General features: G+C 68.1%; 22 protein-coding genes. 5 read left to right on the top strand and 17 right to left on the bottom strand.

From position 1 onward, the window contains the following. Nucleotide 1: 1 nt before the first annotated feature. From MNR00_RS06680 to MNR00_RS06615, 14 genes are all read right to left on the bottom strand, one after another. On the bottom strand, nt 2-679 hold the full coding sequence (locus MNR00_RS06680) for a YggS family pyridoxal phosphate-dependent enzyme (protein WP_241928372.1): 678 nt from the start codon (nt 677-679) through the stop codon (nt 2-4). Next, complete coding sequence (gene ftsZ / locus MNR00_RS06675) at nt 676-1,812, bottom strand: cell division protein FtsZ (protein ID WP_241928371.1); 1,137 nt, start codon at nt 1,810-1,812, stop codon at nt 676-678. Before ftsZ ends, MNR00_RS06680 begins: the two co-directional genes overlap by 4 nt. Nucleotides 1,813-1,962: 150 nt before the next feature. Beyond that, entirely contained in the window at nt 1,963-2,958 is a 996-nt protein-coding gene (locus tag MNR00_RS06670; protein ID WP_241928370.1) for an FtsQ-type POTRA domain-containing protein, read from the bottom strand. A 1-nt stretch (nt 2,959) separates the two neighbouring features. Continuing rightward, nucleotides 2,960-4,360, bottom strand: a complete 1,401-nt coding sequence (murC, locus tag MNR00_RS06665) for a UDP-N-acetylmuramate--L-alanine ligase (RefSeq protein ID WP_241928369.1) — start codon at nt 4,358-4,360, stop codon at nt 2,960-2,962. A gap of 12 nt (nt 4,361-4,372) precedes the next feature. Beyond that, nucleotides 4,373-5,446, bottom strand: a complete 1,074-nt coding sequence (locus MNR00_RS06660; protein WP_241928368.1) for a glycosyltransferase — start codon at nt 5,444-5,446, stop codon at nt 4,373-4,375. After that, nucleotides 5,443-6,690 carry a putative peptidoglycan glycosyltransferase FtsW gene (locus MNR00_RS06655; protein ID WP_241928367.1) on the bottom strand — a complete coding sequence of 416 codons (1,248 nt, stop codon included), beginning with the start codon at nt 6,688-6,690 and terminating at the stop codon, nt 5,443-5,445. Before MNR00_RS06655 ends, MNR00_RS06660 begins: the two co-directional genes overlap by 4 nt. A 16-nt stretch (nt 6,691-6,706) precedes the next feature. Further along, the gene (gene murD, locus MNR00_RS06650) at nt 6,707-8,209 is read right to left on the bottom strand and encodes a UDP-N-acetylmuramoyl-L-alanine--D-glutamate ligase (RefSeq protein ID WP_241928366.1); all 1,503 of its coding nucleotides are present in this window, start codon (nt 8,207-8,209) and stop codon (nt 6,707-6,709) included. Next, nucleotides 8,206-9,306: a phospho-N-acetylmuramoyl-pentapeptide-transferase gene (gene mraY / locus MNR00_RS06645; RefSeq protein WP_241928365.1), complete on the bottom strand. Its 1,101-nt coding sequence runs from the start codon at nt 9,304-9,306 to the stop codon at nt 8,206-8,208. Before mraY ends, murD begins: the two co-directional genes overlap by 4 nt. Further along, complete coding sequence (murF, locus tag MNR00_RS06640) at nt 9,303-10,718, bottom strand: UDP-N-acetylmuramoyl-tripeptide--D-alanyl-D-alanine ligase (protein ID WP_241928364.1); 1,416 nt, start codon at nt 10,716-10,718, stop codon at nt 9,303-9,305. Before murF ends, mraY begins: the two co-directional genes overlap by 4 nt. A gap of 33 nt (nt 10,719-10,751) precedes the next feature. Beyond that, the gene (locus MNR00_RS06635; RefSeq protein WP_241928363.1) at nt 10,752-12,533 is read right to left on the bottom strand and encodes a penicillin-binding protein 2; all 1,782 of its coding nucleotides are present in this window, start codon (nt 12,531-12,533) and stop codon (nt 10,752-10,754) included. A 26-nt stretch (nt 12,534-12,559) separates the two neighbouring features. Next, nucleotides 12,560-13,129: a hypothetical protein gene (locus MNR00_RS06630; RefSeq protein ID WP_241928362.1), complete on the bottom strand. Its 570-nt coding sequence runs from the start codon at nt 13,127-13,129 to the stop codon at nt 12,560-12,562. Further along, nucleotides 13,126-14,064: a 16S rRNA (cytosine(1402)-N(4))-methyltransferase RsmH gene (rsmH, locus tag MNR00_RS06625; protein WP_241928361.1), complete on the bottom strand. Its 939-nt coding sequence runs from the start codon at nt 14,062-14,064 to the stop codon at nt 13,126-13,128. Before rsmH ends, MNR00_RS06630 begins: the two co-directional genes overlap by 4 nt. Nucleotides 14,065-14,160: 96 nt before the next feature. After that, nucleotides 14,161-14,592, bottom strand: a complete 432-nt coding sequence (gene mraZ / locus MNR00_RS06620) for a division/cell wall cluster transcriptional repressor MraZ (RefSeq protein WP_241928360.1) — start codon at nt 14,590-14,592, stop codon at nt 14,161-14,163. 236 nt (nt 14,593-14,828) lie between these two features. Continuing rightward, entirely contained in the window at nt 14,829-15,218 is a 390-nt protein-coding gene (locus MNR00_RS06615; RefSeq protein WP_241928359.1) for a DUF3040 domain-containing protein, read from the bottom strand. 95 nt (nt 15,219-15,313) lie between these two features. On the opposite strand from MNR00_RS06615, the gene MNR00_RS06610 reads away from it, so the two are divergent. Then, nucleotides 15,314-16,384, top strand: a complete 1,071-nt coding sequence (locus MNR00_RS06610; RefSeq protein WP_347271927.1) for a polyprenyl synthetase family protein — start codon at nt 15,314-15,316, stop codon at nt 16,382-16,384. 51 nt (nt 16,385-16,435) lie between these two features. Here the strand turns inward: MNR00_RS06610 and MNR00_RS06605 are convergent, their stop codons facing one another. Continuing rightward, nucleotides 16,436-16,780 (bottom strand): Rv2175c family DNA-binding protein, encoded by a 345-nt coding sequence (locus tag MNR00_RS06605; RefSeq protein ID WP_241928358.1) that lies wholly within the window; start codon nt 16,778-16,780, stop codon nt 16,436-16,438. Between the two features lie 136 nt (nt 16,781-16,916). On the opposite strand from MNR00_RS06605, the gene MNR00_RS06600 reads away from it, so the two are divergent. From MNR00_RS06600 to sufU, 4 genes are all read left to right on the top strand, one after another. Further along, nucleotides 16,917-18,317, top strand: coding sequence for a LysM peptidoglycan-binding domain-containing protein (locus MNR00_RS06600; RefSeq protein WP_241928357.1), 1,401 nt, complete (start codon nt 16,917-16,919; stop codon nt 18,315-18,317). Between the two features lie 99 nt (nt 18,318-18,416). Continuing rightward, nucleotides 18,417-20,354 (top strand): Stk1 family PASTA domain-containing Ser/Thr kinase, encoded by a 1,938-nt coding sequence (gene pknB, locus MNR00_RS06595; protein WP_241928356.1) that lies wholly within the window; start codon nt 18,417-18,419, stop codon nt 20,352-20,354. Nucleotides 20,355-20,412: 58 nt separating this feature from the next. Continuing rightward, complete coding sequence (locus tag MNR00_RS06590) at nt 20,413-21,711, top strand: cysteine desulfurase (protein ID WP_241928355.1); 1,299 nt, start codon at nt 20,413-20,415, stop codon at nt 21,709-21,711. Continuing rightward, entirely contained in the window at nt 21,711-22,151 is a 441-nt protein-coding gene (gene sufU / locus MNR00_RS06585) for a Fe-S cluster assembly sulfur transfer protein SufU (protein WP_241928354.1), read from the top strand. The genes MNR00_RS06590 and sufU overlap by 1 nt, the downstream gene beginning before the upstream one ends. Nucleotides 22,152-22,200: 49 nt before the next feature. On the opposite strand, the gene MNR00_RS06580 is transcribed toward sufU, so the two are convergent. Both MNR00_RS06580 and MNR00_RS06575 read right to left on the bottom strand, forming a co-directional pair. After that, nucleotides 22,201-23,538 (bottom strand): 3-deoxy-7-phosphoheptulonate synthase class II, encoded by a 1,338-nt coding sequence (locus MNR00_RS06580; protein ID WP_241928353.1) that lies wholly within the window; start codon nt 23,536-23,538, stop codon nt 22,201-22,203. A gap of 65 nt (nt 23,539-23,603) precedes the next feature. Beyond that, the gene (locus MNR00_RS06575; RefSeq protein WP_241928780.1) at nt 23,604-24,296 is read right to left on the bottom strand and encodes a lysophospholipid acyltransferase family protein; all 693 of its coding nucleotides are present in this window, start codon (nt 24,294-24,296) and stop codon (nt 23,604-23,606) included. Nucleotides 24,297-24,329 lie beyond the last annotated feature (33 nt).

The following is a 24,329-nucleotide window of genomic DNA, read 5'->3' as shown; positions in this document are numbered from 1 at the left end:
GTTAACCCCGGTCGGGGCGGGGTCCGGTGATTGCCGAGCCGATCCGCAGGTGTGTCGCACCCGCATCGATCGCCTCGACGAAATCGCCGGTCATCCCGGCGGAGATCCAGGTGGCATCCGGCGCCAGAGCGCGAATGCCGTCTGCGACGGAGCGCAGCCGCGCGAATGCGGCGGCGGGTTCCTCGTCGAGCGGAGCGACGGCCATCACGCCGCGCAGCCGAAGCGAGTCGAGACCCAGGATGTGCTCGGCGAGCCGCTCCGCCTCAGCAGCGGCGGTGCCGCCGCGTGCGGCGTCGTCGGTGAGGTTGACCTGCACGAGTACGTCCAGCACCGACCCGTCCCCACCCGCACGGTGAAGTCCGTCTGCGATGCGCACGCGGTCGACCGAGTGCACGAAATCGGATGCCCGGCGGATGGCGCCGGCCTTGTTCGACTGCGCCTGACCGATGAAGTGCCACCGCAGGTCGAGATCAGGGACGGCTTCGCGCTTGGCGGTGAGCTCCTGCTGCCGGTTCTCGCCGACGTCGGTGACGCCGAGCTGGTGCAACTCTCGGACGAGCTCGGCCGGATGGAACTTCGTCACGACGATTCGCGTGATCTCACCCGGGTCGCGCTCTGAGCGGCGCGCGGCGTCGGCGATCTGCTCATCGATCGCCGACAGCCGCGCTGCGAGAGTCACTTGAGGAACTCGGGGATGTCGATCTCGTCGTCAGAGAAGGCAGGCTCGATGCTCGAGGCGACGGGGGCGGAGGCGACGGGACGCGCGGCCTCGGGCGTCGCATCCTCGGTCTCGTCGAGGCGCACCTCTGGCAGCGATGCCGCCGCCGGGCGCTCGACGACCATCGGCTCGAGTCGTGTCGTCGGCTCTCCGCCGTCGAAGCCGGCTGCGATCACGGTGACCCGCACCTCGTCGCCGAGAGTGTCGTCGATGACCGTTCCGAAGATGATGTTGGCCTCGGGGTGCGCGGCCTCCTTGACGAGGTCCGCCGCGTCGTGGATCTCGAAGATTCCGAGGTTCGATCCACCCTGGATCGACAGCAGCACGCCGTGCGCACCTTCGATCGATGCCTCCAGCAGCGGCGACTCGACGGCGAGTTCGGCTGCCTTGATGGCGCGATCCGCGCCGCGCGCCGATCCGATGCCCATGAGCGCGGAGCCAGCGCCCTGCATGACCGACTTCACGTCGGCGAAGTCGAGGTTGATCAGGCCGGGGGTGGTGATGAGGTCGGTGATGCCCTGCACACCGGCGAGCAGCACCTGGTCGGCCGTGGCGAACGCCTCGATCATCGAGATGCCGCGGTCGCTGATCTCGAGAAGCCGATCGTTCGGCACCACGATGAGCGTGTCGACTTCTTCCTTCAGCTTCGCGACGCCGGCCTCGGCCTGACTCTGGCGACGACGACCCTCGAACGAGAACGGCTTGGTGACGACGCCGATGGTCAGCGCGCCGATCGACTTCGCGATGCGCGCGACGACGGGGGCTCCTCCGGTGCCGGTTCCGCCGCCTTCACCGGCGGTGACGAAGACCATGTCGGCGCCGGTGAGCGCCTGCTCGATCTCTTCGGCGTGGTCTTCTGCCGCGCGGCGGCCCACCTCGGGATCGGCTCCGGCGCCGAGCCCCCTCGTCAGTTCGCGCCCGACGTCGAGCTTGATGTCGGCGTCGCTCATCAGCAGCGCCTGCGCATCGGTGTTGACGGCGATGAACTCGACTCCGCGGAGCCCGAGATCGATCATCCGGTTGACGGCGTTGACGCCGCCACCGCCGACGCCGACGACCTTGATCACGGCGAGGTAGTTCTGGTTCTGGCTCATGGCCGGCCTCCGTTATTCGAGCCTGACGTGGGATAGACCTTAAACCTCAACGAGAGGGTTAAACTGTTTCCCGGTATTGCGTTCTCGAGATCGACGGTATGCGCAAGCGTCGCACGCGGGCGCAGCGACACGGCGTGTCGCGGTGATCTCTCAGCCGACGACCGGAACAGTCGGCGAGGAGACGTCGAAGACCGAGGAGTTCGGAGATGCGGCGATGAGTCGCACGAGCACTTCGGCCTTGCGCACCGAGTCCTTGTCGCTCCCCCACACGATGGTCTTGCCGTCCTGCAGCTTCAGCGTCACGTCGTCGCCGGAAGACGCGCGCACCTCGGTCACCGTGCCGCGGATGTCGGCCGGCAGCGACCGCATCACGAGACCTGCACTGCGAAATGCCGGCGAGTCGATGCCGCCGGAGACCTCCAGCACAGCCTGTCCCTTCGGCGGCTCCGGGGTGGTCGACAGCACGACGCCTGCGGCGTCGACCAGCGAGAAGCCGGCGTCGGATTCGATCACGCCGATGGGGGTGCGCTCCACGATGCGCACGAGCAGTTCGTGCGGAGGGCGCGCCTCGAGGGCGTAAGTCTCGATCATGGGGAACTCGGTCAAAGCGGACTTGACGGCACTGGCATCCACCAGCGCCAAGGGCGAGCCGATCTGCCCCGCCAGCGCCTGCTGCACGGCGACCGGATCGACCGTCTCGGCCCCGGCGACCGTGATCTCACGCACGGCGAACAGCGGGCTGTACGCCGCGATGATGCTGCCGAGCACCAGCGCGACGACTGCCCCGATCGATCCCCACAGGATGATCCGCCGTCGCCTCGACCGCTGCGTGAAGCGGCGGATCTCGGCGCGCAGCGCCCTGCGCCGTGCCCTGGCGGCGCGCCAGATGTCACTGCCGCGCAGGGTCGGGCCGGGTTCATCGGCGTGCACTTCAGAGCCGCGCAGCTCAGCATCGTCGATCACCGCCGTGGCGGCATCGGACACCCGCAGGTCTTCACGCTCCAGTGACCACGCCGCGCCGGCGCCGGCATCCGACGGCGACTCCGCCGACAGTCGCGCGTCCGCGCGCTCGTCGGCGACGCGCTCACGGTGCGCGCCGCGCGCAGGCTCGTCCGCCGAAGCCGGGAGCGGTGCCGGGCGTCGCATATCAGGCCTCGGGCGTGCGCCGAAGGGAGTCGAGCACCTGCGGGATGATCTGGTAGACGTTGCCGCAGCCGAGCGTCACCACGTAGTCGCCGTCACGGGCGACCTTCGCTGTGTAGTCGGCCGCCGCCTGCCAGTCCGGAACGTAGTGCACGTGAGCGGGGTCGGCGAATGCTCGGCTGACCAGCTCGCCGGTGACACCGGGCACAGGGTCCTCTCGGGCCCCGTACACGTCGAGCATGACCGTGTGGTCGGCGAGCTCCTCGAGCACCTCGGCGAATTCGCGGTACATCTGCTGCGTGCGCGAGTAGGTGTGCGGCTGCTGGATCGCGATGACCCGTCCGCCGCCGGCCACACCGCGCATCGCCTCGAGCGCGGCGCGAACCTCGGTGGGGTGATGCGAGTAGTCGTCGTACACGTGCACGCCTCGCGCCTCGCCGTGCAGCTCGAGGCGACGCACGGTGCCCGCGAAGCCCTCGACAGCGCGCACGGCATCGGCCAGCCCGTAGCCGAGCGTCAGCAGCACCGCGACCACGCCGGTGGCGTTGACGGCGTTGTGTGCGCCTGGCACGACCAGCTGCATCCGCGCCGACTCCTCACCGTGCGTCACGGTCGCCGCGACACCGCCGGTCGTGTCGATGTCCGACAGGCGCACATCAGCATCCGGCGCCTGTCCGAACGTCACGATGTGCTCATGACGCAGACTCGCGTGAACGCGCTGGGCACCTGGATCGTCACTGGAGATGACGACCGCCTCGCCCGCCTCGTCGCCGAAGCGCACGAAGGCGTCGTAGAACGCGTCCTCCGAGCTGAAGAAGTCGAGGTGGTCAGGGTCGACGTTGGTGATCAGCGCGATGGCGGTGTCGTACAGCAGGAACGTGCCGTCCGACTCGTCGGCCTCGATGACGAACAGGTCATCGGAACCCGAGGCGCTGGATGCGCCGAGCTGCTCGATCACGCCGCCGTTGACGAAACTCGGGTCAGCGCCGAGCGCCTGCAGCGCGGTGATCAGCATGCCCGTCGAGCTCGTCTTGCCGTGGGCCCCTGCGACCGACACCAGCCGGCGGTCGCCGATCAGCCAGTACAGCGCCTGCGATCGATGGATGACGTGCAGACCGCGCTGCTTCGCCGTGACGAACTCGGGGTTCTCCGGCCAGATCGCGCCGGTGTGGATCACGGTGTCGGCATCGCCGAGGTGCGCGGCGTCGTGCCCGACGTAGACGGTCGCGCCCGCCTCGGCGAGGGCGCGCAGATTGTCGCTGTCGGCACGGTCCGAGCCGGAGACGCGGATGCCCGCATCGAGGAACATGCGGGCGAGGCCGCTCATGCCAGAGCCGCCGATGCCGATGAAGTGGGCAGAGGTGATGGTCTCGGGAATGGGGAGGGTGAGGTCGGGTCTGATCATGTCGTTCTCAGTCTACTTTTCTGCCAGCGCCCGATCGATCAGCGCGACGAGGTCCTCAGCGCCTGTGCGCGATCCGACGTGCTGCGCGCTGTCCGCCATCGCCGCCAGCCTCCTGGCATCCGAGAGCAGCGGAACGATCTCGGAGCGCACCGCGTCGCCGTCGAATGTCGCGTCGTCCAGCAGCAGCGCCGCTCCCGCCGTCACCGCAGATGCGGCATTGAGACGCTGCTCGCCGTTGCCGACGGCGTACGGCACGTACACGGCTGGAATGCCCAGCGCGCTGACCTCGCTGACGGTCGCCGACCCCGAACGCGACACGATCAGATCGGCGAGGGCGAACGCCAGGTCCATGCGGTCGATGTAGCGGAGCTGCGTGTAGCCGGCCGCACCTGGGTCGACCAGGTCGCTGCGCTCACCGGTGGCGTGCAGCAGCTGCCATCCAGAAGCGAGCACGTCGCGCCAGGCGTCGGCGAAGGCCGTGTTCAATCGCAGCGCGCCGAGCGATCCGCCGAACACCAGCAGCACCGGCTTGTCAGGGTCGAGCCCGAACTCGGCCGCGGCCTCGGCACGCGCTGCGGCCCGGTCGAGGTCGACGACCTCGCGGCGCAGCGGCATGCCGACGACCTCACCGCGCTTGAGCGGGGTGCCGGCGAAGGCGACGCCGACACCGGCCGCGCGGCGGGCGCCGAGCACGTTCGCAAGCCCCGGCTTGGCGTTGGCCTCGTGCACCACGAAAGGCACCTTCTCGCGACGTGCGGCGACGTAGGCGGGCGCGGCGGCATAGCCCCCGAACCCGACGACCACATCGACGCCGTGCTCTCGGATGTGGGCGCGCACCTGCTTCACAGCACGCTGGAAGCGCGCCGGGAATGCGGCTGCGGCCCTGTTCGGGCGACGCGGGAACGGCACCTTGTCGACGATCAGCAGCTCATAGCCGCGCTCGGGCACCAGTCGGGACTCCAGTCCCTCCTTGGTGCCGAGCACGAGGACGTCGGCGCCGTCGCGCTCGCGCAGCAGATCGGCCACCGCGAGCAGGGGGTTGACATGGCCGGCGGTGCCCCCGCCGGCGAGAAGGTACGTGGTCACCTGGCGACTTTACCCCGTCCGCGTGGGGTGCGATCGGCCGACGATCGCCCTGCCGCGGCCTGCCCTGGCGCCGGCATGGTGCGGGCGAAGGCGAGCAGCACTCCGCATGCCATCAGCACCGAGAGCAGCGCCGTTCCGCCCTGCGACATGAACGGCAGCGGCACGCCCATCACGGGGAACACGCGCAGCACGACACCGATGTTGATCAGCGCCTGGCCGATGATCCAGACGACGATGCCGCCGGTGGCGACGCGGATGAATGGGTCGTTGGTCTTGCGGATGATGTGGAACGCCCCGACGGTGAAGATGCCGAACAGCGCCAGCACCAGCAGACAGCCGATCAGCCCGAGCTCCTCACCCACGATGGCGAAGATGTAGTCGTTCGCGGCGGCCGGCAGCCAGCCGTACTTCTCCTGGGAGTTGCCGAGGCCGACCCCGAAGATGCCGCCGTTGGCCATGCCCCACACGCCGTGGGCGGGCTGATAGCACTCGTCGGTGATATCGCACGACTCGGGGTTGAGGGCTGAGAGGATCCGCTTCATGCGGTTGTCGCTGGAGAGCGCGTAGAACAGCACGCCGACGATGCCGACGAGCAGCGGCAGGATGAACAGACGCAGCTTCACGCCCGAGAAGAACAGGCAGCCGAGCACGGCCAGCACGAGCACCATCGCGGTGCCGAGGTCGTTGCCGCCGATCACGGTGGCGATCACCAGGAGCGATACCGGCACGACCGGGATGAACACGTGATGCCAGATGCCGAGGCGCGCCTGCTTGCGCAGCAGCACGAAGGCGATCCACAGCACCAGGGCGAGTTTGAGGAACTCACTCGGCTGCATCTGGAAGCCGGCGATCTTGATCCAGTTCGTATTGCCGTCTGAGGACACCCGCAACCCTGGCACGAAGATGAGCAGCTGCAGCGCCGTGGCGCCGATCAGCGCCGGCCACGCGATCTTTCCGAAGAAGGCCACCGGCAGCCGGCTCACGAGCAGCATCAGAGGGATGCCGATGAGGGCGAACAGGCCCTGCTTGAGCGCCTCGTCGAAAGGTGAGGTCGGGTTCGCGCTTGTGGCGGAGAAGATCATCACCAGGCCGAACAGCGTCAGCAGCGTCGCCGTCGAGGCGATCATCACGAATTCGGTCGAGGGCGGCGTGAAGAGCCTGCCGAGGTGCACTCGGGCTGCGAGCCCCCGACCTGCTGTGCGGGAGGCGGTCTCGGAGTGGGGTGGGCGAGCTGTCTGCGTCATCCGCCCCCTCCTTCGCCTACGATTCGGCCCGCTCGATCCATGCGCGCACCGCCTGCGCGAAGCGCTCTCCTCGGTCCGCGTAGCTGGTGAACTGGTCGAAGGAGGCCGCGGCCGGGGCCAGCAGAACCGTCCCCTCGCCATCGACGATTCCCGTCGCCAGTTCCACGACGCGATCCATGACCTCTCCAGTGTCACCGGGGATGACCTCGAACACGGGCACGTGCGACGCGTGTCGTCGGAACGCCGTCAGAAGCGGTTCTCGATCGATTCCGATGAGGATGGCAGCGGCGGCGGTCGCTCCCGCGCCGCCGATGAGATCGGAGAGGTCGACGCCCTTGAGGTCGCCGCCGACGACCCAGACCGCACCGGGGTAGGCCCGAAGCGACGAGGCTGCCGCGTGCGGGTTGGTCGCCTTCGAGTCGTCGATCCATCGGATGCCCCGGTGCGCGGCGATCAGCTGGATGCGATGCGCGTCCAGGGTGAACGCCTGCAGCGCGTCGTGGATCACCTCGGGCCCGACCCCGAGCGACCGCGCCAGTGCTGCGGCCGCGAGGATGTTCTGCACGATGTGGGGGGCGGACAGTCCGACCGCGTGCAGTTCTTCGACCGTCGTCAGCTCGATCGCGCTGTTGCGACGGTCGTCGTGGAAGGCCCGATCGACGAGGATGCCATCGACAACGCCCAGATCGCTCGGTCCCGGGGTGCCGAGGTCGAAGCCGATGGCGCGGGCGCCCTCGACGACGTCGGCCTCCTCGACCATCTGCTGGGTGGCGGCATCCGCCTTGTTGTAGACGCAGGCGACCCTGGTGTTGCGGTACACGAAGGCCTTCGCCGCCCGATAGGCATCGGCGCTGCCGTGCCAGACGAGATGGTCGTCGGCGAGGTTCAGGCACGTGGCGGCATACGGAACCAGCTGGCCCGCGGGCTCCGACTGACCGATGTACCAGAGCTGGTGGCTGGAGAGCTCGACGACGAGCACGTCGAATCCGCTCGGGTCGCGCACCGCGTCGAGCACGGGCACGCCGATGTTGCCGCAGGGGGCCGCGCGCAGCCCGCCGGCGTTCAGCAGCGTGGCCGTGAGCTGGGTCGTCGTGGTCTTGCCGTTCGTCCCGGTGATCAGCATCCACTCGGCGGGGGTGCCGTCGGCGCGCACGACCTTGTCGCGCACGCGCCAGGCCAGCTCCACATCGCCCCACAGGGCGATGCCGCTCTGCTGCGTCCACTGGATGATCGGATGCGATGGTGCGAAGCCAGGGGATGCGATGACCACCTCGGGGTCGAACTCGCGCAGCGTCTGCGGCACCTCGTCCAGTGCGCCGAGCTCCAGCCGGGCGCCGATGACCGGCACCAGGCTCGCGTACTCCTCGGATGCGGTCTCCGACAGCACGAGCACGTCGGCCCCGAGTTCGGTGAGCGTGTCGGCGACCGAGAACCCAGTGACGGAGAGGCCGAGGACGGCGACCCGCAGCCCCGACCAGTCGGCATGCCAGCTGGTGAGGCCGTCCAGTCGCGCGCTCATACCTGGATCAGCCAATCCACGTAGAACAGGCCGACGGCCGACACGGCCAGGAGCCCGGCGATGATCCACAGTCGCACGACGATCGTGACCTCTGCCCAGCCGCGCATCTCGAGATGGTGATGGAACGGGCTCATCAGGAACAGCCGCTTGCCGCGGGTGATCTTGAAGTAGGCGCGCTGCAGGATCACCGAGCCGGACGAGAGCACGAAGATGCCGGCGATCACCAGCAGCAGCAGCTCGGTGCGCGTCAGGATCGCCATCGCCGTGATGACGCCGCCGATCGCCATCGAGCCGACATCGCCCATGAAGACCTTCGCCTTGGGGGCGTTCCACCACAGGAAGCCGATCAGACCTCCCGCGAAGGCCGCGGACACCGTGGCCAGGTTGAGCGGTTCGCGCACTTCGTAGCATCCGGCCAATGCCATGGCCTCGCCGACGCAGGACTGCTTGAACTGCCAGAACGCGATCAGGCTGTACGCGCCGACCACGAACACGCCGGCTCCGGCCGCCAGGCCGTCGAGTCCATCGGTGAGGTTCACGCTGTTCGACGTCGCGACGCCGATGATCGAGATCCAGATGAGGTACAGGATCCACCCGAGCACGGCACCGAACGCGAAGAGGTTCAGCCATGGGATGTCGCGGAACAGCGAGACGTAGCCGCTGGCCGGGTACTGGCCGAGACGGTTGGGGAAGTTGAGGGCGACGACGCCGAACGGGATCAGCACGAGCAGCTGACCGACGATCTTGCGCCAGCCGGACAGTCCGAGACTGCGCTGGCTGCGCACCTTCATGTAGTCGTCGATGAACCCGACCGCTCCGAAGCCGACCATCAGCCAGAGCACGAGGATCGCCGACAGTGCGGGCGTGGTGCCGCCGAAGAGCGTGCCGGCGAAGTAGCCGACGATGGTGCCGAGGATGAAGATCACGCCGCCCATCGTCGGCGTGCCGCGCTTGGCCTCGTGATTGGGGTTCGCGATGTCGTCCGGGGTGCGGATGACCTGCCCCCAGCCGATCCTGCGGAACAGCTTCAGGAAGACGGGGGTAAGGAAGAGTGTGAAGGCGAGCGAAATCGCCGTCGCCATGAGCAAGGACCTCACGAGAACAATTCTCCCAGACGATCGCCGAGATGCCGGAGCCCCACGGAATTGGATGATTTCACGAGCACGCGATCGCCTTCGCGCAGCTCGGTCTTCAGATATTCGAACGCGGCGTCCTGATCCGGCAGGTGCACCGCTTCGCTGTCCCACGAGCCCTCGCCGACGGCGGCGAGGTACAGTCGGCGGGCTTCTGGTCCGACGACGACGATCCGCTGGATGTTCAGCCGCACCGCGAGCAGACCGATCCGGTCGTGCTCCTCACCGGCGGTCTCGCCGAGTTCGCTCATCGCTCCGAGCACGGCGACGGTGCGCTCGTCAGGGCCGGTGATCTGCGCGAGGGTGCGCAGCGCCGCAGCCATCGAATCGGGGCTGGCGTTGTACGCGTCGTTGATGATGCGCACGCGCTCGCCCCCCATCGGCTGCATGCGCCAGCGCTCGGCGATCTCGACGGACTCGAGCCTGGCGATCGCCGCCGGCGCCGGAACGCCGAGCACGCCGGCTGCCGCGATGGCGGCCAGCGCGTTGCTCACGTGGTGCGCGCCGAGCACCTGCAGCCGCAGCGGCGTGCGCACGCCCTCTGCCACGATGACGCAGGTGGTGCCGGATGCTGTCACCTCGAGCGCCTCAGCGCGCACGGCGGCATCCGGGTTCTGGCCGAACCCGATCACGCTCATGCCGCGCTCCTCGGCGAGTTCGCGCATCGCCCACACCCGCGGATCGTCGGTGTTCAGCACGGCTGTGCCCTCTGGGCGCGCCGCGGCGACCAGCTCGGCCTTGGCCTTCGCGGTCTCCTCGATCCCGCCGAAGCCGCCGGCGTGGGCCAGCCCGACCATGAGCACGACCGAGACGTCCGGCGTGACGAGACCTGCAAGGCGCGCGATGCTCCCCGCGCCTGCGGCGCCGAACTCGCTGACCAGGAACCGCGTGCTGGGGGTGACCCGCAGCATCGTCAGCGGCGCGCCGACCTCGTTGTTGTACGAGCGCACCGGCGCCACCGTCTCGCCCTCATCGGACAGGATGCGGGCCAGGAAGTTCTTCGTCGTGGTCTTGCCGTTCGACCCCGTGATGCCGACGATCCTCAGGTCGCCCACTGCGCGCACGCGCGTCACGACCTCGCGGGCGAGATCGGCGAGGGCTTCGACCGCATCGGGCACGACGATCTGAGTGATCGCCACCTCGTCGACCGGGCGCTCCACGATCGCCAGCACCGCGCCGGCTTCGGCAGCCGCCCCGACGAAGCGGTGCCCGTCTGTGACGTCACCGGGCTTCGCGACGAAGATCGAGCCCTTCGTCATCTCGCGGGAATCGGTGTCGACGGTGCCGGATACGACGGTGCTCGGAGTGTCCGCGCCGGACAGGCGCAGCTCTCCATGCAGGATCTCAGCGATCTCAGCGAGCGACAGGGCGATCATGTGCCATCTCCATGCGCGGCGGCAGGTCGCCGGCTAGTCGAATTTGGGAAGCAGCTCATCCATCGGCTGCGACGAGGGCGCGACCCGATACGTCTTCAGCACCTGGGTCATCGCCTTCTGGAAGGCGGCGGCGGTGGCCGCGGAACTCCTAATCTTAGTCGGCTCGTCCAGGGTCACCAGCACTACGTACTGGGGATCCTCGATGGGGGCGATGCCGGCCATGTTCGTGAAGTAGATGCCGGACTTGTACCCGCCCTTGCCATCCGGCTTCTGCGCCGTGCCCGTCTTCATCCCGATGCGGTAGCCGGGAACCTCGACGGCGTCGGCGAGGCCGCCCTGGACGGCGACGTTCTCCAGCATCCGCCGCACCTCCTTGGCGGTCTTCTCCGTCACGATCTGCTCGCCCTTCGGCGCGTCGGGCTTGACCACGGTGCCGTCCGGCAGCGTGCACGACTCCACCAGCGAGAGCGGGATCTTGTCGCCGTCGTTCGCGAGCGCCTGATACGCGCCAGCGATCTGCGCGGGGGTGACGGTGAACGCCTGTCCGAACGTGGTCGTGTACAGGGTCTGGTTGTCCCAGGTCTTCGAGTCGTGGATCTCACCGGTCTGCTCGGCGGGGAATCCGACGCCGGTCGGGCTGCCGACCCCGAACTTCTTCAGGTAGTCGTAGCGGACGGTCGGCGGGATCTTGGTGCCGAACTTCGACAGCGACACGTTCGACGAGTCGATCAGCGCACCCGCGAAGGTGTACTGGTACACCGGGTGCGAGAAGGGATCGTTGACCTCTGCCCCGTTCGGGAAGTGCTCACGCGAGGGCGCGCTCACCGAGGTCAGCGGCGTGGCGGCTCCCTCATTGAGCACGGACGCGGCGGTGATGGGCTTGAAGGTCGAGCCCGGCTCATAGGCGTCGGCGAAGATCTGCGACATCCAGTACTTCTGGTTGACGGCGTCGATGTCGTTGGGGTCGACCGTCGGGTACTCCGCCATCGCGCGGATCTTGCCCGTCGCCACCTCGACGACCGTCACCGACCCGGCCTTGGCGCCCTGCTTCTTGGCCTCTTCGGCGATCATCTGCTGCAGGTACCAGTTCAGGTCGCTGTCGATCGTCAGCTGCACAGTGCCGCCCTCGACCGCCGGGGTGATGCGCTCACTGCCCGGAATCTTCACGCCGCCCTGCCCGCGCAGATAGGTCACCTCGCCGTTCTTCGCCGCGAGGCACTTGTTCTGCATCTTCTCGATGCCGTACTGCGGGTCGCCGGCCCCGTTGAGGAAGCCGACGGCGCTGCCCGCGACCGCACCGTTGGGATACACCCGCACCGAACGGGGTCGCAGGTGCAGGTACGCGAGGTCGAGCTCACTCAGCTCAAGGTACTGATCGGTGTTCAGCCCTTCGGCCAGGGGAAGATACTGCGACTTCGGATCCTGCGCGAGCTTCTCGTCCACTGCTGCGCGGAGGTCGTCACCACTCGAGCCGATGCTCTGCGCTATCTGCTCGCTCGCCTGCGCCCAAGGGATCTTGGGCTTCTTCTTGGCCTTCTCGAGCGTGGTGATCACGAGCGGCGACAGCTCCGCGTCGTAGACGAGCACGCTGGAGGCCAGCACCGTGCCGTGCTCGTCGACGATGTCACCTCTGGCGCCCTCGATGGTCTTCGTGGTGCCCAGGTTGCCGTCGTTGACGCCCTCAGCGATGTGGTCGTCGGCGTGCACGATCTGAATGTCCACCAGGCGGAAGACGAAGGCCCCCAGGACGGCGAGGATAACGGCAAGGGCGACGACGGTGCGTCGGCGGGATCCTCGCGTGGCTCGTGTCGTCATTCGTCTTCTCCGTCCGGCTGTCGGGTCTATCGGGTGGTCGGCGAAGGCAGGCCGTCGGTGACCGTGGGCGGCAGGGCCGGCTGCGCGTCGGTGGCGCCGAGGTCGTCGGCCGGGGTGCTGGTCTGCTCCGGGGTCTTCTTCGGCGGCGGCGCGAGCAGGGCGTTGCCGACCGACGTCGCGCCGTTGGGGTTGACGGTGGATGCCCAGTCGGCGCCGTCACCGGCCCCGAGCACCGTGCCGTCGCTGAGTCGCAGGTAGGACGCGGACCCTGCGACCACGAGGCCGAGCGAATCGGCCTTGGCCGCCAGGGACTGCGGTGAACTCAGCCCGACGATCGTCTCGTGCAGTGCCTGCTTCTCAAGTCCGAGATCATGCTGCTGACTGCTCAGCTGCGCGAGCACGAAGGCGTCCTGCGTGGTCGCGAACGAGACGCCCATCTGGGCGATCCCGATCGCCAGCGCACCGCCGACGGCGAGAGCCGCGTAGGCGAGCTTGGGCCGCCGCTTCGGCGACGGAGCAGCCACCGGACGCAGGCGCCGCGGCGGGGTGGAGCGCGGAGTCGGGGCGGGCTGGACGCGCGCCGGCTGCAGGCTCATGCCGTCTCCCTCAGCTTCTCTGCGGCGCGCAATCGCACCGGGATGGCACGCGGGTTGCGGGCGCGCTCCTCGTCGTCGGCGAGCTCGGCGCCCTTGGTGAGCACCTTGAAGCGCGGTGCGTGCTCCGGCAGCTCGACCGGAAGCCCCGCAGGGGCCGTGGAGGCGGATGCCGCAGCGAACGCCTGCTTCACGAGGCGATCCTCCAGAGACTGATACGACATCACGGCGATTCGTCCGCCGACGGCGAGTGCGTCCATCGCAGATGGGATCGCGTCCGCCAGGACGCTCAGCTCAGAGTTGACCTCGATCCGCAGTGCCTGGAACACCCGCTTCGCGGGGTGACCGGCGCGCTTTGCCGCTGCCGGAGTGGCCTCGATGAGAAGGTCGACGAGTTCTCCGGAGCGGACGATCGGATGCTCCGCGCGGGCCTGCACGATGAAGCGGGCGTACCGGCCGGCGAGTTTCTCCTCACCAAAGCGCTCGAAGATGCGGCGCAGCTGCCCTTCGCTGTACTCGGCGATGATCGTCGCCGCCGTGCGCCCCTTCGTCTGGTCCATGCGCATGTCCAGAGGTGCGTCCTTCGAGTACGCGAAGCCGCGCTCTGCCTCGTCGAGCTGCAGTGAGGAGACGCCGAGGTCGAACAGGACGGCGGATGCTCCCTGCGCATGCAGCCCGATCTCGTCGTAGACCGTGTGCACGAGCGTGACGCGGTCGCCGAACGGAGCAAGGCGCTCCCCCGCGATGCGCAGCGCGTCAGTGTCGCGGTCGAGCCCGATCAGGCGGATGTTCGCGAAGCGCTCGAGGAACGCCTCGGAGTGCCCGCCCATGCCCAGTGTCGCGTCGACGAGGACGGCGCCGTCGTGCTGCAGCGCTGGTGCGAGCAGCTCGATGCAGCGCTCGAGGAGCACCGGTGTGTGAATGTCGCGAATGCTCATGATCTTCCCCCCTGACCTCCGGCTCTGATTCCTCTCCGCTCGACCCGGCACCGGGGAAGTGTGTCGGGGCGGAGCGGCGAGGCATCACAGCCGTGGTCAGAACAATCCGGGAATCACCTCCTGTTCCAGATCGGCGTAAGACTCTTCGTTGCTCTCCAGGTAGGCGTTCCATGCAGAGGCGTTCCAGATCTCGGCGTGTGCGCCGACCCCCGTGACCACCAGTTCCTTCTCCAGCCCCGCGTACTGACGCAGGTGCGCAGGAAGGGTGATCCGGTTCTGGCTGTCTGGCATCTCGGCGCTCGCGCCGGAGAGGAACATGCGCAGGAAGTCCCGCGCCTGCTTGTTGCTGAGCGGTGCCTGTCGGATGCGCTCGTGCAGGGACTCGAACTCGGCCGTGCTGAACACGTACAGGCAGCGCTCCTGCCCTCTCGTGACGACGATGCCGCCGGCCAGGTCCTCGCGGAACTTGGCGGGCAGGATGACCCGTCCCTTGTCGTCCAGCTTTGGCGTATGCGTCCCCAAAAGCACCGGTCATCACCCCCCTAGGTCCGGCCAACCGAGGTGCGCACCACTTTACTCCACTTCACTCCACTTTTAGGTGCAGATTCCTCGGGTTTCTCAGCGACCTCCCGGAAAGCGCACGAAAAACCCCGTGATCACGGGGAATCACGGGGTGGCGGAAGGTGGAGGGCAAGTGGAGGAAAAAGTCAGCGACAACGAAAAAGCCCGGATGCACAGCATCCGGGCTCAGTCAGCAGGTCAGATCAGCGTTCTTCCTGACGTCGATCCCACCGGTCGTTCATCCGATCCATGAAGGAGGCGTCGCGGGGCTTGCCGCTTCGCGGCGAGGAGTCCGTCGGGACCCCCTCGGTCGGCCGCTTGACCGGTGTGAAGGCGAGGATCACTCCACCGAGCATCGCAAGGAATGCGACGACGCCGATGATGATGCTGCCAACGGGCCCCAGCACTGAGCCGAGGGCGACAGCTGCCACGAGACCGCCGACGCCGACGAGCAGCAGCACGGCCCCATAGACCAGGTTTCGATAGCTCAGCGCACGGTCGCCTGACGGCGCGCTGACCACGTCTGCGTCGTGCTGCAGGAGATGACGTTCCATCTCATCGAGCATGCGCTGCTCTTGTTCGGAAAGAGGCATGTCCAACCCCCTCGGTTCGGTGCCATCAGTCTACCCGCGTGCGGGGCGGTCGGCTAGCCAGGCAGGTGCGGATTTCTGCATCTAGGCTGGGAATCGTGTCCTCTTCGTTCGTGATCGACGCCGTCGCCGCACGCCTCGACCTGTTCCTCGCCGAGATCCGGTCACGCAGCGCCGAGTACGGCCCTGATGCCGTGCTGTTCCTCGACGCCGCTGCCGACACTCTGGAGGGCGGAAAGCGACTGCGTGCCCGCTTCTGCCACGCCGGCTGGCTGGCAGCATCCGACTCTCCTGCAGGAGACCCGCTCTGGGGTCTCGCCGCCGCGCTTGAGGTCTTCCAATCGGCCGCGCTGGTGCACGACGATCTGATCGACAACTCCGACACCCGCCGCGGCAGGCCCGCCTCGCACCGCGCCCTGGAGGCCGCCCATCGCCGGGCGGGCTGGCATGGTGACGCCGCGGCGTTCGGTCGATCCTCGGCCGTGCTGCTCGGCGATCTGCTCGTCGCCTGGAGCGACGATCTGCTGGAGGAGTCGCTGGGTGCCCACCCGCACGCGGCGGCAACCCGCGCCGAGTACGCGCGGATGCGCCGGGACGTCACGGTCGGGCAGATGCTCGACATCACCGAGGAATCGGCGTGGAGCGTCAGCCCGCCCGCAGTCCTGCTCGAGCGCGCGCTGCGCGTCGCATCGCTGAAGTCGGCCCGCTACAGCGTCGAGGAGCCGATCGTGCTCGGGGCCACACTCGGCGGCGCCGACGATCGTGCGCTGTCGGAGCTGCGCGCATTCGGACACCCGGTTGGCATGGCGTTCCAGTTGCGTGACGACGTGCTCGGAGTGTTCGGCGACTCGGCGCTCACCGGCAAGCCGGCAGGCGATGATCTTCGGGAGGGCAAGCGCACAGCACTGATCGCGGTCGCGCGCGAGCGCCTCTCCACTGAGGAGCGACGCCGCTTGGATGCCGGGATCGGCGACCAGGACCTCTCCCCCGATGAGGTCGAGACCCTGCAGCACATGATCCGATCAAGCGGGGCGCTGGCGCACGTGGAGACGATGATCGACGGCTACACCGCCGAGGCCGAGCGCGCACTGAAGACAGCAGACCTCGACCGGCAGGCCGAGGCAGCCCTTGGCGAGCTGGCAGCAGCAGCCATCGCTCGATCCGCCTGAGCACGCAGAGGCTCCGAGAACTCAGGCTTCGAGGACTCGGGCGCCGAGGGCTTACGCGAGGGCGCGTGCGACGCGCCGGACCTCACTCTTGTGTCCGGCGAGCAGCGCCGCGATCGGCGATCGGCCAAGGGACTCCTCCTCGGCCAGCATCCAGTCGATGATCTCGTCATCCGAGAAGGCGGCGTCGTGCAGCACGATCACCGTGCCGCGCAGAGACGGAAGCGGGTGCCCGTCCACGATGAACACCGCCGGCACTGCGAAGGCGCCGTTGCGGCGCGACCCGATCAGGTAGCGCTCATCGATCAGTCGACGTACGCGACCGGGCGTCTCGCCGAGCGCCTCGACGAGGTCGGGGATCGTCAGCCAGGCGGTGGAATCAGGGGCAGTCTCAGACACCCCTCCACTATCTCATCCCCGGCGGTGCGCAATTTGTCGATCCTCATGAACAACTTCCGTCACATCTGCCACTTCAGTTGACAACGGTATACAACCGTGTCAGCGTGTCTTCAGTGAATCAGGGGGAATGATTGATATGCGCACTCGCTCGACCCGTGCCAGCACACGTATGCACGCCCACTCGGTGCGACTCGCTGCACCGGCTGCCGTCGTCGGCACTCTGGCCGCCGTACTGACCGTCGCACCGGCCGAGGCGGAGACGCCGGCGAACGCCGCCGCCAAGACCGGAGAACTGCATCGTCTGGCCGTTCCGACCTCGGCGAAGCCCGTCGGCACCATCCGCGCCGCCGCCGCCACCCGTGTGCAGACCTATACGGTCAGGGCCGGCGACACCGTCGGCGCGATCGCCGCACGGCACGGACTGCGCACGGCCGACGTGCTCGCATGGAACGAGTTGACCTGGCGATCGGTGATCTACCCCGGTCAGAAGCTGCGACTGTCCGCGGCATCCGCCTCCGCGCCCCCTGCCAGGCCGGCAGCCACCCCCACTTCCGCTCGGACGCACACCGTCGTTCGCGGCGACACCGTCTACGGGATCGCCAAGAAGTACAAGACCTCCGTCGCCGCCATCACCGCCGCAAACGGACTGAGCGGAGCCGCGACGATCTACCCCGGCCAGAAACTGCGTCTCGACGGAAACGCGTCCGTACCGGCCTCCAAGCCGAGTGCACCCGCGACCAGACCGTCGACGACACCGGCATCCGGTGCGACGCACACGGTCGTACGGGGTGAGACCGTCTACGGCATCGCCACGAAGTACAAGACCTCTGTCGCTGCCATCATCGCCGCCAATGGGCTGAAGAGCTCGGCGGTGATCTACCCAGGACAGAAGCTGCGAGTCGGTGGAAAGTCCGCGGCCCCCGCCTCGAAGCCGTCCACCGCTCCGGCAGCACCTGCCGCGAAGCCGAAGACGCACAAGGTGGCGGCCGGCGACACGCTGTTCGGGATCGCGACGAAGTACGGCACCACGGTGAGCGTGCTGCTGAGCGCCAACGGGCTCAGCAGCGGAAGCATCATCTACCCCGGACAGACGCTTCGACTGACCGCACCGGAATCGTCACAGCGGTTCGCATCGCTGGATGCGACGCAGAAGGCGCACGCCGTGCACATCATCCGCATCGGTCGAGAGCTCGGCGTGTCCGATCGCGGCATCGCGATCGCCCTCGCCACTGCGATGGTGGAATCCTCCATGCGCAACCTCGACCACGGCGACCGCGATTCGGTCGGACTGTTCCAGCAGCGGCCGAGCCAGGGCTGGGGCACCGCCGCTCAGCTCACGGACGCCGATCGCAGCATCCGACTCTTCTACGGCGGAGCCAAGGATCCCAACGGCCGCACCACGCGCGGCCTGCTCGACATCGCGGGCTGGCAGAGCATGTCCTTCACCGGCGCGGCTCAGGCCGTGCAGATCTCCGCCTATCCCGATCGCTACGGCCAGTGGGAGCAGCAGGCGCAGCGCTGGCTCGCGACCCTCTGAGCACGACACGCCGATGACATCCCCATCGTCACCGGATCGAAACCTCTCAGAGGTGCGCCGTTGCCCGGCCTCACAGCCGGTTCTTCATAGACTTTCCCTGTGAGCACTCCGCAGGCCGACCCTCTCATCGGGCGGCTTGTCGACGGTCGATACCGGGTGCGAGCCCGTATCGCGCGGGGCGGCATGGCAACGGTCTACGTCGCCACCGACATGCGCCTGGAGCGGCGCATCGCCCTCAAGGTGATGCACGCGCACCTCAGCGATGACTCGGCGTTCCAGACTCGCTTCATCCAAGAGGCACGCGCGGCAGCGCGTCTCGCAGATCCGCATGTGGTCAACGTCTTCGACCAGGGGCAGGACGGCGAGCTGGCCTACCTGGTGATGGAGTACCTGCCGGGCATCACGCTGCGCGAGCTGATGCGCGAGCAGAAGCGCCTGACGATCACGCAGACCATCACGATCATGGACGCGATCCTGTCCGGCCTCGCCGCCGCACATGCCGCAGGCATCGTGCACCGCGACGTCAAGCCGGAGAACGTGCTGCTGGCCGAGGATGGGCGGATCAAGATCGGCGACTTCGGGCTGGCGCGAGCCACCACGGCGAACACCGCGACCGGTGCGCAGCTGCTTGGCACGATCGCCTACCTCGCCCCTGAGCTCGTCACCCGTGGCACCGCAGACGCCCGCAGCGACATCTATGCGCTGGGCATCATGTTGTACGAGATGCTCGTCGGCGAGCAGCCGTACAAGGGCGAGCAGCCGATGCAGATCGCCTTCCAGCACGCCACCGAGCAGGTGCCACGACCGAGCATCCGCAATCCAGGTGTGCCCGAGCCGCTCGACGAGCTGGTGCTGTGGGCCACCGAGAAGTCGCCAGAGGAGCGCCCGCTGGATGCCGGGGCGATGCTCGAGCGCCTGCGCGAGATCGAGCGAGACCTCGGCGTAGCGCCCGTCGTCACCGCGACGGCGGTGCAGACGCGCCACTCCGACTCCGGCGCCGTGACCAAGATCCTCCCCGGGATCGTGACCGCCGAGCACACCGAGGATGCCGCAGTCGGCGCCGACAACGCCACCCGCCTCCGCAAGCGCACCTCGCGTCGTCGCGCGCGCGGCGCACTGCTGCTCTCCCTCGTGCTGCTGCTCGCGGTCATCGCTGGCGGTGTCGGCTGGTGGTTCGGGTCGGGGCCTGGCTCGCTGATCTCAGTGCCATCCGTCTCGGGACTTACCTACGAGAAGGCGGCCGCCGCGATCACCGCGGAAGGCCTCGTCCCGAAGAAGAGCGAGAAGGCATCAGTCGACGTCGACAAGGGCGACGTCATCGAGTCGACGCCGGCAGCCGGAGAGCGCGTCGAGCAGGACAGCACCGTCACCCTCATGGTGTCGACAGGGCCCGCGCAGCACACGCTCGAGCACTTGGGTGGGAAGACCGAGCAGGAGGTGCGGGACATCCTGACGGCGAACAATGTCAACGTCGAGGATGAGACCCAGAGCTACTTCGCCGATCTCGACAGAGACCTCGTGCTGAACGTGCGGATCACCCCGCGCGGCAGCGACGAGAACTACCCGTGCGGCACCGGGTGCGACGTCTTCGAGGACGACACCGCCCTCATCCAGATGTCGCTCGGGCCGGTTCCCGACGTCACCGGTGAATCACTCAAGAAGGCTGAGAAGGCGCTCAAGGACGTCGGCCTGAACGTCGCGGAGGAGAAGCCAGAGGACTGGAGCGAGACAGTCGAGAAGGGCAGCGTCATCAGCCAGAGCACGGAGCGCCCAGGCGGCGGGAGCTGGCGCCCCGGCGACGCGATCACACTCACCGTCTCGAAGGGACCGCAGCCCATCGACGTGCCGCAGGTCGTCGGCATGTCGCTCAACGAAGCCAAGACGAAGATCGAGGAGGTCGGACTCACCGCTGACTACCCAGGATGGGGCGATCTGCCTGGCCTCAGCGACACGATGACCGTGATCGGGCAGGACCCTGCCGACGGAACCCTGCCGCGCGGCGGCAAGGTCAAGCTCACGATCCAGCTCAGCGGCTGACCACTTTTTCCCAGGCCCACCCGAATCCGGACCTCCCGCCGGATGAGAGGCTAGAAGCATGACAACCGCTGCCGTGACCCCGGCTTCCCTGAGCGAGGCGGAGATCCTCCGCCTGCGCGAGGACTTCCCCATCCTGCAGACGCAGGTGAACGGGCATCCCCTCGTCTATCTCGACTCCGGGGCGACCTCGCAGCGTCCGTTCGCCGTGCTCGATGCGGAGCGTGATTTCGCGACGACGATGAACGCCGCCGTGCACCGCGGAGCCCACACGCTCGCCGGCGAGGCGACCGAGGTCTTCGAGGACGCGCGGTCGGCGCTGGCGGGCTTCATCGGCGCCGACGATGACGAGATCGTCTGGACCTCGAACGCCACCGAGGCAGTGAACCTCGTCGCGTACTCGCTCTCGAACGCCTCGGCAGGCCGTGGCGGGCCGGAGGCCGACCGGCTGCGCCTCGGCCCCGGCGACGAGATCGTCACCACCGAGATGGAGCATCACGCCAATCTGATCCCCTGGCAGGAGCTCGCCGCCCGCACCGGCGCGACACTGCGGGTGATCCCGCTCGATGACGACGGCGCACTGCGTCTCGACGTCGCAGCCGAGCTGATCGGGCCCCGCGCCCGCCTCGTCGCTGTGACCCACGTGTCCAACGTGCTCGGCGTGATCAACCCCGTCGAGAAGATCGTGGCGCTCGCGCGCGAGGTCGGCGCGCTGGTGCTGCTCGACGCCTGCCAGTCCGCCCCGCACCTGCCGCTCGACGTGCGCGCTCTCGACGTCGACTTCGCTGTGCTCTCCGGCCACAAGATGCTCGGCCCCACCGGCATCGGCGCATTGTACGGTCGCCGCGAGCTGCTCGAGATCATGCCGCCGTTCCTCACCGGCGGGTCGATGATCACCACCGTCACGACCACCGAAGCGGAGTACCTGCCGCCGCCGCAGCGCTTCGAGGCCGGCACCCAGAAGGTGTCGCAGGCGGTCGCGCTGGCCGCGGCCGTGCGCTACCTGCAGAACGTCGGGATGCCCAGGATCGCAGCTCACGAGGCCGAGCTCGGCGCGCACCTGGTCGACCGGCTGTCGGCGATCGATGGCGTTCGGGTGCTCGGCGCCGGGATCGGCCTGCCCCGAGTGGGTCTTGCCAGTTTCGATGTCACGGGCATCCACTCCCACGACGTCGGACAGTTCCTCGACGACGCCGGCATCGCCGTGCGCGTAGGGCACCACTGCGCTCAACCGCTTCATCGCCGCCTCGGCGTCACCGCGTCGACGCGGATCAGCACCTATCTCTACACCACCAGGGACGAGGTGGATGCTGCGATCGACGGTGTCGCCCGCACCATCGACTTCTTCAGGAGGGCCTGATGACCTCGTCAGATCTGCAGGGGCTCTATCAGGAGCTGATCCTCGATCACTCCCGCACGCCGCACGGCTTCGGTCTGCGCGATGCGGTCCCATCGCAGTCGCACCAGCTGAACCCGACCTGCGGCGACGAGATCACGCTGCAGATGCACGCGGCTCCCGACGGCACGATCGAGGCCGTGGCCTGGGAGGGACACGGCTGCGCGATCTCACAGGCGTCCGCGTCGCTGTTCGCCGAGCTCGTGGAAGGACTGCCTGTGGCCGATGTCGAGCACCGCATCGCCGTGTTCCGCGAGGCGATGCGCTCGCGCGGGAAGATCGAGCCGGACCCTGAGCTGCTCGGCGACGCCGCAGCACTCGGCGGCGTCTCGAAGTACGTCGCCAGGGTGAAGTGCGCGATGCTGGCCTGGGTCGCCGCTGAGGACGCCCTGCGCAAGCTCTAATGAACTCCCGCGCGGCCGGACCGAACCGGCCAAGCTGGAAGTATCGAAACTAGCGCTTCTCCAATTCCTCCGCCACGAGGAATGCCAGCTCGAGGCTCTGCATGTGGTTGAGGCGCGGGTCGCACAGGCTCTCGTAGCGCGTCGCGAGGCCGGCCTCGTCGATCTGCTCCGATCCGCCGAGGCACTCGGTGACGTCGTCACCGGTGAGCTCGACGTGGATGCCGCCGGGGAAGGTGCCGACGGCGCGGTGCGCCTCGAAGAAGCCGCGCACCTCGTCGACCACGTCGTCGAAGCGACGGGTCTTGTAGCCGCTCGGGGTGGTGATGCCGTTGCCGTGCATCGGGTCGGTGACCCACAGCGGCGTCGCTCCGGAGTCCTTGACGGCCTCCAGCAGCGGCGGCAGCGCGTCGCGGATCTTGCCCGCCCCCATGCGGGTGATGAAGGTCAGGCGGCCGGGCTCGCGGTTCGGGTCGAGCTTGTCGATCAGCGCCAGCGCCGTCTCGGGCGTCGTGGTGGGACCGAGCTTGACGCCGATGGGGTTGCGGATGCGCGAGAAGTAGTCGACGTGTGCGCCGTCGAGCTCGCGCGTGCGCTCACCGATCCAGAGGAAGTGGGCGGCGGTGTTGTATGGCGTGTCGGTCCGAGAGTCGATGCGCGTCATCGGGCTCTCGTAGTCCATCAGCAGGCCCTCGTGGCCGGTGAAGAACTCCACCCGCTTGAGTTCCTCGAAGTCGGCGCCTGCCGCCTCCATGAACTTGATGGCGCGGTCGATCTCGGCCGCCATGCGCTCGTAGCGCTGGTTGGCCGGGTTCTGCGCGAAGCCCTTGTTCCACGAGTGCACCTCGCGCAGGTCGGCGAAGCCACCCTGGGTGAAGGCGCGGATGAGGTTCAGCGTCGATGCCGCCATGTGGTAGCCCTGCAGCAGCCTGCCGGGGTCGGCCGTGCGCGACTTCTCCGTGAAGTCGTAGCCGTTCACGATGTCACCGCGGTAGGCGGGCAGCGTCACGTCACCGCGGGTCTCGGAGTCGCTGGAGCGGGGCTTGGCGAACTGCCCGGCCATGCGGCCCATCTTCACCACCGGCATCGATGCGCCGTAGGTCAGCACGACCGCCATCTGCAGCACCGTCTTGATGCGGTTGCGGATCTGGTCGGCGGTCGCGCCGGCGAAGGTCTCGGCGCAGTCGCCGCCCTGCAGCAGGAACGCGTTGCCGGATGCTGCGCGAGCGAGCCGCGCGCGCAGATTGTCGACCTCGCCGGCGAACACCAGCGGCGGCAGCGCAGCGAGCTGCGACGAGACGTCGGCGACGTGCTCGGCGTCCGGCCACTGCGGCTGCTGCTTGATCGGAAGAGTGCGCCACACGTCGAGGCCAGAGTGCGAGGGAAGCATCGCTCCAGCTTAGTCGTCGGGGCACAGCCCCCGATGCCCTGTGACGACGGACGCCACGCGTCCGATCAGCGGTCGGATGCCGCGGGCAGGCGATCCTTCACCGTCGACGCATACACATCGTCGTACCGCTGCGCCCCCAGGCGCTGCAGCGCAATCATGATCTCGTCGGTGACGGCGCGCAGGATGTACCGATCGTTCTCCATGCCTGCGTAGCGCGAGAAGTCGAGCGGCTCTCCGAAGACGATGCCGACCCGCATCACGTTCGGGATGCGCTTGCCGATCGGCATGGCGGTGTCGGTGTCGACCATCACCACGGGTATCACCGGCACCCTGGCCTCGAGCGCCATCCGCGCGATGCCGGTGCGGCCGCGGTAGAGCCGACCGTCAGGGCTGCGGGTGCCCTCCGGATAGATTCCGAGCAGGTCGCCGCGTCCGAGGATCTGCAGCCCGGTGTTCAGCGACGCCTCAGACGCCTTGCCTCCGGAGCGATCGATCGGGATCTGCCCCGTGCCCTTCATGAAGACCCTGGTCGCCCAGCCTTTCAACCCCCGCCCGGTGAAGTAGTCACTCTTGGCGAGGAACGACATCGGCCGCTCGATCAGCAGGGGCAGGAAGATGGAGTCGGCGAACGAGAGATGATTGCTCGCCAGAATCGCCGCACCGGTGGTGGGGATATGATCCTGCCCCGTCACCCAGGGTCGGAAGATCGCCTTGACCAGTGGACCGATCGCGACATACTTCATCAGCCAGTAGAACATCGTCACGCAGTCTATCCCTGCAGCCCCCTAGCG

It is taken from the genome of Microbacterium sp. H1-D42 (genome assembly GCF_022637555.1).
In the GTDB taxonomy this organism is placed as follows: Bacteria; Actinomycetota; Actinomycetes; order Actinomycetales; family Microbacteriaceae; genus Microbacterium.
The sequence above is the reverse complement of the archived record's forward strand: the minus strand, read 5'-3'. Positions and strand labels throughout refer to the sequence as shown.